This window comes from Pseudescherichia sp. AS216, from assembly GCF_037152055.1.
Lineage (GTDB): Bacteria > Pseudomonadota > Gammaproteobacteria > Enterobacterales > Enterobacteriaceae > Pseudescherichia.
Genome location: NZ_JBBCMV010000001.1, coordinates 497,172 through 510,085, shown reverse-complemented (window position 1 = coordinate 510,085; position 12,914 = coordinate 497,172). Strand labels below are relative to the sequence as shown.

At 53.8% G+C, this 12,914-nt stretch carries 12 protein-coding genes; 8 read left to right on the top strand and 4 right to left on the bottom strand.

Translation table 11 applies throughout. The features are described 5' to 3' along the window. Positions 1–37: 37 nt before the first annotated feature. On the bottom strand, positions 38–940 hold the full coding sequence (rimK, locus tag WFN61_RS02490; RefSeq protein ID WP_144813123.1) for a 30S ribosomal protein S6--L-glutamate ligase: 903 nt from the start codon (positions 938–940) through the stop codon (positions 38–40). Between the two features lie 209 nt (positions 941–1,149). Here rimK and WFN61_RS02485 point away from each other — a divergent pair, with 209 nt between their 5' ends. Continuing rightward, complete coding sequence (locus tag WFN61_RS02485) at positions 1,150–1,419, top strand: GrxA family glutaredoxin (RefSeq protein WP_042395364.1); 270 nt, start codon at positions 1,150–1,152, stop codon at positions 1,417–1,419. 15 nt (positions 1,420–1,434) lie between these two features. Here WFN61_RS02485 and WFN61_RS02480 read toward each other — a convergent pair whose 3' ends face one another. Beyond that, complete coding sequence (locus WFN61_RS02480; RefSeq protein WP_144813126.1) at positions 1,435–1,806, bottom strand: inner membrane protein YbjM; 372 nt, start codon at positions 1,804–1,806, stop codon at positions 1,435–1,437. Positions 1,807–2,090: 284 nt separating this feature from the next. Here WFN61_RS02480 and WFN61_RS02475 point away from each other — a divergent pair, with 284 nt between their 5' ends. The 4 genes from WFN61_RS02475 to WFN61_RS02460 all read left to right on the top strand — a co-directional run bounded on the left by WFN61_RS02475 (position 2,091) and on the right by WFN61_RS02460 (position 7,981). Next, positions 2,091–3,776, top strand: coding sequence for an aspartate:alanine antiporter (locus WFN61_RS02475; protein WP_144813130.1), 1,686 nt, complete (start codon positions 2,091–2,093; stop codon positions 3,774–3,776). Positions 3,777–4,306: 530 nt separating this feature from the next. After that, positions 4,307–5,326 carry a DUF4917 family protein gene (locus WFN61_RS02470; RefSeq protein ID WP_257757040.1) on the top strand — a complete coding sequence of 340 codons (1,020 nt, stop codon included), beginning with the start codon at positions 4,307–4,309 and terminating at the stop codon, positions 5,324–5,326. Positions 5,327–5,757: 431 nt separating this feature from the next. Next, positions 5,758–6,411, top strand: a complete 654-nt coding sequence (locus WFN61_RS02465; protein ID WP_257757039.1) for a hypothetical protein — start codon at positions 5,758–5,760, stop codon at positions 6,409–6,411. Positions 6,412–6,760: 349 nt separating this feature from the next. After that, complete coding sequence (locus WFN61_RS02460) at positions 6,761–7,981, top strand: MFS transporter (RefSeq protein ID WP_257757037.1); 1,221 nt, start codon at positions 6,761–6,763, stop codon at positions 7,979–7,981. Here the strand turns inward: WFN61_RS02460 and WFN61_RS02455 are convergent. Beyond that, positions 7,944–9,176 (bottom strand): MFS transporter, encoded by a 1,233-nt coding sequence (locus tag WFN61_RS02455; RefSeq protein ID WP_312174342.1) that lies wholly within the window; start codon positions 9,174–9,176, stop codon positions 7,944–7,946. The genes WFN61_RS02460 and WFN61_RS02455 overlap by 38 nt on opposite strands. Positions 9,177–9,349: 173 nt before the next feature. Here WFN61_RS02455 and ybjG point away from each other — a divergent pair, with 173 nt between their 5' ends. Further along, complete coding sequence (gene ybjG, locus WFN61_RS02450; protein ID WP_144813144.1) at positions 9,350–9,958, top strand: undecaprenyl-diphosphate phosphatase; 609 nt, start codon at positions 9,350–9,352, stop codon at positions 9,956–9,958. 86 nt (positions 9,959–10,044) lie between these two features. Continuing rightward, entirely contained in the window at positions 10,045–10,803 is a 759-nt protein-coding gene (gene deoR / locus WFN61_RS02445; protein WP_144813146.1) for a DNA-binding transcriptional repressor DeoR, read from the top strand. Positions 10,804–10,817: 14 nt separating this feature from the next. On the opposite strand, the gene dacC is transcribed toward deoR, so the two are convergent. Continuing rightward, the gene (dacC, locus tag WFN61_RS02440) at positions 10,818–12,026 is read right to left on the bottom strand and encodes a serine-type D-Ala-D-Ala carboxypeptidase (RefSeq protein ID WP_238083985.1); all 1,209 of its coding nucleotides are present in this window, start codon (positions 12,024–12,026) and stop codon (positions 10,818–10,820) included. Positions 12,027–12,285: 259 nt separating this feature from the next. Between dacC and WFN61_RS02435 the strand changes: the two genes are divergently transcribed. Continuing rightward, the gene (locus WFN61_RS02435) at positions 12,286–12,912 is read left to right on the top strand and encodes a glutathione S-transferase family protein (RefSeq protein ID WP_238083983.1); all 627 of its coding nucleotides are present in this window, start codon (positions 12,286–12,288) and stop codon (positions 12,910–12,912) included. Positions 12,913–12,914 lie beyond the last annotated feature (2 nt).

Below are 12,914 nucleotides of genomic sequence, written 5' to 3'. Positions count from 1 at the left end.
AACGCCCTGTATACCATTTATACTGCCGGAAAAGCGCCTAGCCGCCCGTTTTCAGACAAAAGCCGGGGGTGGCCTGCTGCTCGATCCAGGCGATCATCCGCCCGGCGATGTCCACCCCTGTTGCCTTCTCGATGCCCTCCAGGCCCGGCGAGGCGTTCACTTCCATCACCAGCGGCCCGCGATCGGCGCGTAGAATATCGACCCCGGCTACCTCCAGCCCCAGCGTGCGCGCCGCCAGCAGGGCGATCTCCCGCTCGCGTAGGGTGATGTTGGCCTCCGTTGCCACGCCGCCGCGGTGCAGGTTAGAGCGGAAATCCCCCTCTTTCGCCCGCCGCTCGATAGCAGCCACCACCTCATCCCCTACTACGAGACAGCGAATATCGCACCCCTTCGCCTCTTTAATATACTCCTGCACCAGGATGTGAGCATTGAGACCGCGAAAGGCATCGATCACGCTCTCTGCCGCCTGGCGCGTCTCCGCCAGCACGACGCCGATACCCTGGGTTCCCTCGACCAGCTTGACCACCAGCGGCGCGCCGCCGACCATGTCGATAAGATCGCTGGTGTCATCCGGCGAATGGGCAATGCCGGTGATCGGCAGATCGATCCCCTGGCGCGCCAGCAGCTGCAGCGAGCGCAGCTTGTCTCTGGCACGGGTGATGGCTACGGACTCGTTGAGGGGATAGCTGCCGAGCATTTCAAACTGACGCAGCGCCGCCGTGCCGTAGAAGGTAATGGCCGATCCAATGCGCGGGATCACCGCATCAAAATAGGGGAGCTGGCGGCCCTGGTAGTGGATCGAGGAGGCTGCCGGGCTGATGTTCATATAACAGGAGAGCGGATCGAGGATCTCGAGGGTGTGGCCCCGCTGTACCGCCGCGTCACGCAGCCGTTTACACGAATAGAGCGTTCCATCCCGGGACAATATGGCAATTTTCACCCTGCACCTCTCTACAATAACGGTGTCGCAGCCGCATCACTATCATACACGCAGCGAGACGCAGGATGAACGGGATTTATCGCGTCGTCCTGGTTTGGCGAAACATAGCCTTTTGGCATCGAAACGACAGGTAAAACCTTCTTTCTATTACCGGAGGTAATCGGCATCATAGCCCTGGTCGCTGTCTGGTTTAACGTTAAGGAGAGAGTATGTTTGCTGTAATCTTTGGACGCCCCGGCTGTCCCTACTGCGTACGCGCAAAAGAACTTGCAGATAAACTGAGCACCGAGCGTGACGACTTTAGCTATCGCTATGTCGATATTCATGCGGAAGGGATCACCAAAGCCGATCTGGAAAAGACCGTTGGCAAACCGGTTGAAACCGTGCCGCAGATCTTCCTCGATCAGAAGCACATCGGTGGCTGCACCGACTTTGAAGCCTATGCCAAAGCGCATCTGGGCCTCTTTGCCGAGCAGTAAGCACGCCAGGGGGCGTTAGCTGCGCCCCCGTCTTCCCAACAGGCTGCGAATAAAGAGATAGCAGAGCGCCCCCAGCGCGCACCAGAACACCGCGCTAAATAGCCACGCCATCTCCTGCCAGACTGAACGTATCGGCGTGATAAAAAACAGCATCAGCACAAAGCAGACCGTTGCCCCCAGCATCGCCCCGACTACCGGCAGCACCACGCGACGCTTTGTCGAGACAAAGCTGGCTACCGCGCCGGGAATGATAAAAAAGAGCAGCCCCAGCTCAGGATGGCCAGCTTGCTGAAATGCCCCTCTCACGTTCAATATATGTGACAGGTAGACCACAATAAAAAGCAGGAAGCAGCAAAAAGCGCCCGCCCAACCACGTTTAGACTTCAAATAATCCTCCTGACATCGTCTCTATCGAACATTTCTTCGCCCCAAAGGAACGTCCGGTTTGATAAAGCAGTGTGGCAATCCCTGCCCAAAAAGCACCCACGCGAATGCACGATTCTTAGCTAGCCGTTGTTTATCAATACGATTAAACTACCGGCCTGATCTGTTTTGCGATTATTGTTTTGTTTTGCTGCAGCGCGACCTTCAGGCCCGCTGAGTTAAGGAAAACATTAGCGTAAATCACTATTTCTTTCAACAGCTTACTAGTAAACAAGAAGTTAGCCTCCGTGAATATAAACGTCGCAGATTTGTTAAATGGGAATTACATACTGTTATTATTTGTGGTGCTGGCGTTAGGCCTGTGCCTGGGAAAATTACGGTTAGGTTCAGTACAACTCGGTAATTCCATTGGCGTTTTAGTGGTTTCGCTATTATTAGGCCAGCAGCATTTCGCCATTAACACTGACGCCCTCAATCTCGGCTTTATGCTGTTTATTTTTTGCGTCGGCGTAGAAGCCGGGCCGAACTTTTTTTCGATTTTCTTTCGCGACGGCAAAAACTACCTGATGCTGGCGCTGGTGATGGTTGCCAGCGCGCTGCTGATTGCGCTGGGGCTGGGCAAACTGTTTGGCTGGGATATTGGCCTCACCGCCGGGATGCTGGCTGGCTCGATGACCTCTACGCCGGTGCTGGTGGGCGCGGGCGATACCCTGCGCCACTCCGGGATGGCCGGTGACCAGCTAAGTTCCGCTCTCGATAACCTGAGCCTCGGCTACGCCCTGACCTACCTTATTGGCCTGGTTAGCCTGATCTTCGGCGCGCGCTATATGCCGAAGCTACAGCATCAGGATCTACAGACCAGCGCCCAGCAGATTGCCCGCGAGCGCGGCCTCGACACCGACGCTAACCGCAAAGTGTACCTTCCGGTGATCCGCGCCTACCGCGTGGGGCCGGAGCTGGTGGCCTGGGCCGACGGTAAAAACCTGCGCGAGCTGGGCATCTACCGTCAGACCGGATGCTACATCGAGCGTATTCGCCGCAACGGCATTCTGGCCACCCCGGACGGCGATGCGGTTTTACAGATGGGAGATGAGATTTCGCTGGTGGGCTACCCTGACGCCCATGCCCGTCTCGACCCTAGCTTCCGTAACGGCAAAGAGGTGTTTGACCGCGACCTGCTCGACATGCGCATCGTCACCGAAGAGATCGTGGTGAAGAACCACAACGTGGTGGGCCGCCGTCTCGCCCAGCTCAAGCTCACCGACCACGGCTGCTTTTTAAACCGGGTGATCCGCAGCCAGATCGAGATGCCAATCGACGACAGCATCGTGCTCAACAAAGGCGACGTGTTGCAGGTCAGCGGCGACGCGCGACGGGTGAAAACCATCGCCGACCGCATCGGCTTTATCTCGATCCACAGCCAGGTCACCGACCTACTGGCGTTCTGTGCCTTCTTTATCGTCGGCCTGATGATCGGCATGATAACCTTCCAGTTCAGCTCATTTAGTTTTGGCATCGGCAACGCGGCAGGTCTGCTGTTCGCCGGGATCATGCTCGGTTTCCTGCGTGCCAACCACCCGACCTTTGGCTACATCCCGCAGGGGGCGCTGAACATGGTGAAGGAGTTTGGCCTGATGGTCTTTATGGCGGGCGTTGGCCTGAGCGCCGGGAGCGGTATCGGCCACGGTCTGGGCGCGGTGGGCGGACAGATGCTGGTGGCCGGGCTGCTGGTGAGCCTGGTGCCGGTGGTGATCTGCTTCCTGTTCGGCGCGTACGTGCTGCGCATGAACCGCGCTCTGCTCTTCGGCGCGATGATGGGGGCCCGTACCTGTGCCCCGGCAATGGAGATCATCAGCGACACCGCGCGGAGCAACATCCCCGCGCTCGGCTACGCGGGCACCTACGCCATCGCCAACGTGCTGCTTACCCTGGCCGGGACGCTGATCATCATTATCTGGCCTGGCCTCGGATAACTCTGAAGATAGGCGGTTGCGCAAAAAAATTTCTGGCACTACGCGAACTTTTTATAGAAGTGCCAGTCATAACTAGTGCCACTGCTTTTCTTTGATGTCCCCATTTTGTGGAGCCCATCAACCCCGCCATCTTTGGTTCAAGGTTGATGGGTTTTTTGTTTTTTGGGGATGGCGATTCTGACTAAATGTTTACACAGGTATCTTTGTTCTGCTTTGTTAAGCAAAACGTATAGCGGCCTACTAGCGCTAAAGCGATACCCAGTACGACATTGAGCATTTGCTAAAATCTTAAGATAGCCTGATTCATAGCAATGTATGCTATAGATTGTGCTTGTCTCACTACTTGTAACTTTTGACATTCACAAATTTAACAAAGGTAAATCCAATATTTTAACATAACTTATAAATAACTTACTGATATTTGTATTTAATAAGTTCCCTATACATATTGCTAAAAAGCTCGATTAGTGCATTAATGAATCCGTACCACATTAATACTTTTAGGGCAATTAAAATGTTAAGGGATCACGATGACTTTGTTATCATTTCAAGAAGCTATATTAAATTCTAGCAGCCAAAATAAAAGACATTTGTTACTGGGAAACGGATTTAGTATAGCATGCCGCCCAAATATTTTTCTTTATGGCAAATTATTTGAACAGGCTGATTTCTCAAATCTTTCACCGTCAATTACTCAGGTATTCAAAGAGTTAAGAACTGAAGATTTTGAAAAAGTCATTTCGGTTCTCTCTGATTCAGAAGTAGCACTTAGAGCCTATACAAACGATGAAAGTTTATTAGCTACTTTAAGAAATGATGCTTCCTCCTTACGCGAATTACTAGTGCAAACTCTTGCGGTTAGCCATCCTGGCTGGCCAGGTGAACTTACGGAATCAGAATATCAGCACTGTAAATCATTTTTAGAAAACTTTAATACTACATATACGCTTAATTATGACTTATTACTTTATTGGGTTTGTATGCATATATCGGAAGGAGAGCATCCAAGTTCAGATGATGGATTTCGCAAACCTGAAGATAATTATGATGCTTCATACGTCACATGGGAACCTGATAATAATAGAAATCAAAACCTGTGGTTTTTACATGGCGCTTTGCATCTTTATGACGCTGGTTACGAAATGCGGAAATTCACATGGAGCAATACTAGTATAAGATTGATAGAGCAGATTCGAGGTGCTTTGAATAAAAATCTTTTCCCAATATTTGTTTCAGAAGGTAAAAGCTCAGAGAAGCTAGAAAAAATCAGACATAATGATTATCTAGCAAAAGCTCTACGCAGTTTTAGTAGTATAAGTGGTTGTTTATTTATATATGGTCATTCGTTAGCAGACAATGATGAACATATACTTACTAAAATTGAAACTGGAAAATTACGCCAACTCTATATTGGGATTTATGGAGATCCAGGATCTCCGTCTAATATGCAGATAATTAATAGGGCAAAACGAATGAGCCTTAATAGAAGCAAAAAAAACCTTGAGGTTTTTTTCTTTGATGCTCAAAGTGCGAACGTTTGGTCATCTTGAGAAGACAAATTTTCATTTACCTAAAAATGGATTTTAATATAAGAAACAAAGGGGTTGTTAGGGCTCCCCTTATACAATATTGCTCGCAGAATAAATTGTTCATGTTTTATACATTAATCAAATTTTTTCTCTCGGAAAAAACATTCTAAGAACTTTTAATTATTGAATATAGATCTAGATATAATATAGTATTTTCTTCTCATCGCATCTCTTTAAAAATTACCACTTGATAAAGACTGGAACCAAAACTTATCTTTCCGTTAACATGAACATCTAAGATGCTCAATTACTTTACTGATTGTATTAACATTCGCGAATGTATTAATAATATACTTTAAATGCTATTTTTAAATCCGCGCTCTTATATTTGCTTCAACCCTCAATTCTATAGGGGTATGATCCGTTAAAAATTGCACAAGGAACAGTTGTTAATGGATGTATCACTAATAGCGAATGCTGTAGTAAAAGGTGTCGTATCCCTCCCCTGTGACTTTTATTTAGGGCTTGAAAGAACATTTCAGGATCTTAATCTTTCCGATGGAGGCTACCGAATACAGAGGCGTAACTTCAATGATGATAGACGGGTTTTACTAGCTATCAGAGCGTTAATCAGAGATAGAAATACCATCATTCAAGTCGCGAAAATTATTATCAACGACGTTCTAAGCCATCTGCCAGAACCAGCACTAAAAAAGATTCACGAAGCCCTTATTGCTAGCGCAACAACCATGAGCTCACGTACTGCTCTACAAATAAGTATTTCATCTTATCTCGGTGTGAAAGTACTGAGCGGCATGATGGCAACCTTTATGACTCGACTTGCAATAAAGGGCCTAACTGGGGTTATGTTTGGGGGCATTATTACTCAAGGGGTGATAGCACGAGCATGTGATGCTTCGCGAAGATTAAGTCTTGAAAACCCTCGACTTTGGAGGATCCTCTATATACATAATTATGATATGCTCTATTTTCTGCTCGAGAAACCTTTACAACATTTTATTGCAATGGGAGAAGTTTTACGTAAAAATCCAGAAAGAGCAGAGGAACTAGTACATGCTATCGAACATATTGAAATTAATCATTAAATTCACCTCGGAACTCTTCGGCACACTCATCCTAACTGCTACTATTTTTGGTATTTTTTATACTGCTTTCCTTAATGAAGGCATAATGCGAATAATAGGTCCCCTTATCGCATTGGCCGTGGGCATTGCTGCTTATGTTGTCATTATGCTTATTGCACAAAAATTAGCCAAAAATAGTGATAGCCCAAAATCCGATTGAGTTCAGTAATATGGGCTCGGTTCTAACCCGCCCGGCGGCACTGACGTTTGCCGGGCCTACGGGCTGGAACCTCCGACATCTCCCCTGCAATCCTCGCCAAATCTTGCTACTGTTAACCGACGCCAAAACCATAACGACAGATAAGACGCTATGACCTCCTCTTCTCGCTCTGCCCTTAATCATCGCCTCTGGGCTCTATTTACCTTCTTCTTTATCCCTGGCCTGCTGATGGCCTCCTGGGCATCGCGCACCCCGGCGATCCGCGACCTTCTGTCGGTTTCTACCGCCGAGATGGGCGCGGTGCTGTTTGGCCTCTCCATCGGCTCAATGAGCGGCATTCTCTCTTCCGCGTGGCTGGTCAAACGCTTCGGCACCCGCAACGTTATTCGCGCCTGCATGGCGCTGTCGGTCTGCGGCATGATGGCGCTAAGCCTCGCCCTGTGGTTTGCCTCGCCGTTGCTGTTTGCCATCGGGCTGGCACTGTTCGGCAGCAGCCTCGGGGCAGCCGAAGTGGCAATTAATATTGAAGGCGCGGTGGTGGAGCAGAAGATGAATAAAACCGTGCTGCCTATGATGCACGGCTTCTACAGCCTCGGCACGCTGGTGGGCGCGGGTATCGGTATGACGCTCACCGCCTGGGGTGTGACCGCCACGCTGCACGTTCTGCTGGCCGGGCTGGTGGCCATCGTGCCCATTCTGATCGCCATTACTGCTATCCCCGACGGCACCGGACGCAACGATGCCAGCGATACGCAGAAAAAGCAGAAAGGGCGTCCCTTCTATCGCGATACCCAGCTGCTGCTGATTGGTGTGGTGGTACTGGCTATGGCCTTTGCCGAAGGCTCCGCCAACGACTGGCTGCCGCTGCTGATGGTGGACGGCCACGGCTTTACCCCCACCTCCGGATCGCTGATCTACACCGGCTTCACCCTCGGCATGACCGTCGGACGCTTCACCGGGGGTTGGTTTATCGATCGCTATAGCCGCGTCACGGTGGTGCGGGCCAGTGCGATTATGGGCGGGCTGGGGATCGCGCTGATCATCTTCGTCGACAGCGCGTGGGTAGCTGGCGTCTCTGTTCTGCTGTGGGGGCTGGGGGCGTCCCTTGGCTTCCCGCTGACCATCTCTGCCGCCAGCGATACCGGGCCGGACGCCGCAACCCGCGTAAGCGTGGTGGCGACAACCGGGTACCTGGCGTTTCTGGTGGGGCCGCCGCTGCTGGGCTTCCTGGGCGAGCACTACGGCCTGCGCAGCGCCATGATGGTTGTGCTGGCGTTGATGGTGGTTGCAGTGATAGTGGCCCGGGCGGTTGCGAAACCGGGCCAGGATTGCACTAACCGTTCAGAGAGCGCCCCACCGACCGGTCCTTAAGGAAGATCACCATCAATCCCAGCCAGAGCAGGCCGTTGAGCAGGTTGAAGAGGCTAAACAGCCCTTCGCCACCGCTCAGGTAAGCGTGCTTGCTCAGCTCGATACCAACGGTAAATATCGCCATCTGTAACATGCCCATGGCGGCGGATACCGTTCCTTTGCTGATATCGCTGGCAAACAGCGTCAGGCGTACCAGCCCGGCGTTAGCGAGGCCGATCCCGAACGCGTAGAGGCTCAGTCCGGCGGTCATCCACAGGTAGGCGTGAGAGGAGACCATTGTCGCCACGGCTGCCAGCAGCAGTCCGGCAACAATTGGCCAGCCGCCCATGATGATCAGCGACCGCACGCTGCGCCGCGAAGTCAGCCGGGCCAGCACGAGGTTACCCGCAATCAGCGCGCCGAAGATCGGCACCTGCAGCAGGCCGTACTCATAGCTGCTCATCCCTTCGCCGCTGATAATAATGATCGGCGACTGGGCGATCCACGCCAGCAGCGGCAGGCTGACAAAGCCCGTCGCCAGCGCACCGGCGACGAAGCGACTATTTTTCAGCACCGCTTTATAATCCCGGCCCAGCTCTTTCAGGGAGAGCTTCTCCCCAAGACGGGTAGCGGTCTCCGGCATCGCCCGTTGCAGGCCAAAGAAAGCGATGGCCGCCAGCACTGCGAAAAGCACAAACATCCCCTCCCAGGGGGCAATGTTCACCCACGCGGCTCCCACCAGCGGGCCAAGCAGAGGGGCGATTAGCGCCACGTTCGCCATCAGGGCAGTGATTTTGATGCACACCGCCTCCTCAAACGACTCCTGGATGGCGGCATAGCCCACCGCGCCGATAAAGCAGAGGCTCACGCCCTGCAAGAAGCGCAGGAGAGTGAACTGCTCAATGTTCTGCGCCAGCAGAGTTGCCAGACAGGTGACAATAAACCACACCACCCCAGTGAGCATTACCGGACGGCGGCCAATGCGGTCCGACAGCGGCCCGAGCAGCCACTGTAAAAACATCCCCCCGGCCAGATAGGCGGTCATGGAGGTCGGCACCCACTCGATGCCAGCATGATACTGCGCAACCACGGCCAGCATCCCCGGCTGGATCATGTCGTTGCCGATATAGGTTGAGAACTCGTAGAGCACCAGGCACAGGGGAAACATCAGTGCCTGGCGGCCTAAACGGCCTCTGGAAGATGAACGATTTTGCATGTAGCCTCTTTATCCTTAAGATCGCGCAGAGTGTAGTGAAAACGTCGCCCTGGCGGTAGTGAATTCTCTGTGGCAGCGCACGTTTAATACGCTTTAAATGCTTAAGGTTTGTTTAAGGTACGCGCTGCACAATGGGTGCCCTCTTTTACGGTCAACAGGAGTGACGACACCCCATGCTGGAAAATCTCAACCACACGCTTTTTTACTGGCTGAACGCCACCCCTGATTCCCCGTCCTGGCTGATTGCCTTAGCGATATATATTGCCAAGGATCTGATTACCCTGCTGCCACTGCTGGTGATGGCGCTGTGGCTCTGGGGCCCGCACGCTCGGGTGAGCGCCCAGCGCCAGCTGGTGATCAAAACGGTAATGGCGCTGGTGGTAAGCATGAGCCTCTCCTGGTTGACAGGTCATCTTTTCCCCCACGAAAGACCCTTTGCCCAGAACGCGGGCTATAATTTTTTACATCACGCGGCGAACTACTCCTACCCCAGCGATCACGGTACGGTGGCGTTTACCTTCGCGCTGGCGTTTCTGTTCTGGCATCGGCTCTGGTCTGGCTGCGCGCTGCTGGCCATCGCGTTGAGCATCGCCTGGTCACGCGTCTATTTAGGCATTCACTGGCCGCTGGATATGCTGGGCGGATTATTGATTGCCCTCAGCGGCTGCCTGGCCGCGCAGATGCTCTGGCAGGTTTGCGGGAGGGGCGTGCTGCGGGCCCTGCACCTCGTCTACCGCCGCTGTTTTGCTCTGCCTATCCGTAAAGGCTGGGTGCGTGGGTGACTTAACCTGGCCGCGCAGGTAATATTGGACGCCCTGCCCCAGGCAGGGTTTTACTAATGTGCCAAGGATAATGCGCCAGGGGATTTATGGAAACGAAACGTGACGAAAGGATCGGCCAGCTGCTGCAGGCCCTGAAGCGGAGCGACAAGCTGCATCTGAAAGAGGCAGCAACGTTGCTTGGCGTGTCTGAAATGACCATTCGTCGCGATCTGAACGCCAAAAGCGCACCGGTGGTGCTGCTGGGGGGCTACCTGGTGCTGGAGCCGCGCACCGCCAGCCACTATCTGCTGAGCGATCAGAAAACGCGTCTGGTGGAGGAGAAGCGCCTCGCTGCCCGCCATGCGGCAACGCTGGTGCAGGCCCACCAGATGGTGTTTTTCGACTGCGGCACCACGACGCCGTGGATTATCGACGCCATCAGCGACGAGCTGCCCTTCACTGCCGTCTGCTACGCCCTGAATACCTTTCTCGCGCTCCAGGAGAAGCCGCTCTGCCGGACGATTCTCTGCGGCGGAGAGTTCCACGCCAGCAACGGCATCTTCAACCCGCTCAACTTTAAAGAGACGCTAAACAATCTCTGTCCGGATCTCGCCTTCTATTCCGCGGCGGGCGTCCATCCGGAGATGGGCGCAACCTGCTTTAACCTTGAGGAACTGCCGGTAAAGCACTGGGCGATGAGCCGGGCGCAGTATCACGTGCTGGTGGTCGATCACAGCAAGTTTGGCAAAGTGCGCCCGGCCTGCATGGGCGACCTGAGCCAGTTTGATGCTATCGCCAGCGACGTCCGCCCTGACGATAGCCTCAGCGCGCTGGCAAAAGCCCAGCATATCGCCCTGCTCTACTAAGGCAGGCGGCTGGCCTACGAGAACCAGCTGCCGAACCAGCCGTGGAGTTTCATCAGCACGAAATCCCACATCCGGCTCAAGAATCCGCCCTCTTCTACCGCCTCCATGACGATCAGCGGACGCTGCTCAATGGATTTACCGTTAAGTTGGAAATCGATAGCCCCCACCACCTGGCCTTTTTTCAGCGGCGCGGTGAGCTGCGGATCGTTTAATTTCCAGGTCGCCTTCAGGTTTTTCAGCTGCCCTTTGGGAATGGTGATTGAGCCTGCCTCGCCTGCGCCAAGCTTCGCCTCGCTGCTGTCGCCAAACCAAACGCGGGTAGTGGCGAACGTGGCATCCGGCTTGATAGGGGTCACGGTTTCAAAGAAGCGGAAGCCCCAGGTGAGCAGCTTCTCTGACTCGTTAAAGCGGATACGATCGGTTTTACTGCCCAGCACGACCGAGATGAGCCGCATATCCCCCTGCGTGGCCGAGGCTACCAGGTTGTAGCCCGCCCCTTCGGTGGTGCCGGTCTTCATACCATCGACGTTGATATTGGTGCTCCACAGCAGGCGGTTACGGTTCGGCTGGCGGATCTTGTTGAAGGTAAACTCTTTCTCTTTGTGAATGGCATACTCTTCCGGCACGTCGTGGATCAGCGCCTTGCCCAGCAGAGCCATATCGCGGGCGGTGCTGAACTGCCCCGGCGCGTCGAGGCCGTGCACCGTTTTAAAGGTGGTATTGGTCAGCCCCAGCCGCTGGGCGTAGTTGTTCATCAGGCCGACAAAGGCGTCCTGGCTCCCCGCCACGAAGTCGGCAATGGCGATGCTGGCATCGTTCCCCGACTGGATGATCACCCCTTTATTGAGATCCGCGACCGAGACCTGGTCGCCAGGCTTGAGGAACATCAGCGACGAGCCGCGCAGGGCCGGGTTGCCGGTCGCCCACGCATCTTTACCCACGGTGACCATATCAGTGAGGTGAATTTTTCCCGCCTTCAGCGCCTGGCCGGTGACGTAGCTGGTCATCAGCTTGGTCAAACTGGCCGGATCCAGCTTCTCATCGGCGTTACCTTCCGCCAGCACTTTGCCGCTGGCGTAATCCATCAGGATCCATGCCCGGGCATCAACCGCAGGGGCTGCCGGGGCCGCGACCTGCTCGGCGGCAAACAGCGAGGGAGAAAAAAGAACCACAAGCGCCGAGGCCGTAGCCAGGCTGCGGAGGGAAAGAGAAAAATGCGTCATAAAGGCCACCCGAGTATCCATTCTAAAAAACCGCGTTAGCTCACCGCTACGCGCTAAACGGTGAGTAGTAACGTACAAAAGCCGTGAAGAAAACCGCCAGCTGGTAAAGTTTTTTAAAGTTTACGCAAAATCACATTCCCATGCTGCTGCGAGTGGGATTTTTTTGTTATTCGTTGCCTGAATGTTCACTTTATCTCACTATGTCAGCCATAAGGTGCTGATAACAGCGCCCGGTTGCTGACGAGAAGAAGGAGTTTTTATGATCACGCTGTGGGGCAGAAACAACTCGACTAACGTTAAAAAAGTCTTATGGACCCTGGAAGAGCTGGAGCTGCCGTATACGCAAATTCTGGCGGGCCTGGAGCACGGTCTGAACCACAGCCCGGAGTATCTGGCGCTGAATCCCAATGGGCTGGTGCCGCTGTTCCGCGACGATGAGACCGATAGCGTGCTGTGGGAGTCAAATACCATCGTGCGCTTCCTGGCAGCGCAGTATGGCCTGGGACGACTGTGGATTGAGTCACCCGCCGCCCGTGCGCAAGCAGAGAAGTGGATGGACTGGGCCAATGGCACGCTCTCCCCGGCTCACCGGGTGCTATTGATGAACCTGGTGCGCACACCGGTGGAAAAACGCGATCCGGCAGTGATTGAGGCGGGCATTGCCGCCTGCGAGCCGCTGTTTGAGATTCTGGATAACGCCCTGGCGACCTCACCCTGGCTCTCCGGCGAGGAGTTTGGCCTCGGGGATATCGCCGTTGCGCCTTTCGTCTATAGCCTGTGGAACGTAGGCCTGACGTGGACGCCACGTCCGCATATCCAGCGCTGGTATGACGCCCTTAGCGAGCGCCCCGCCTTCCGCAAAGTCGTGATGATCCCGGTAACCTAACC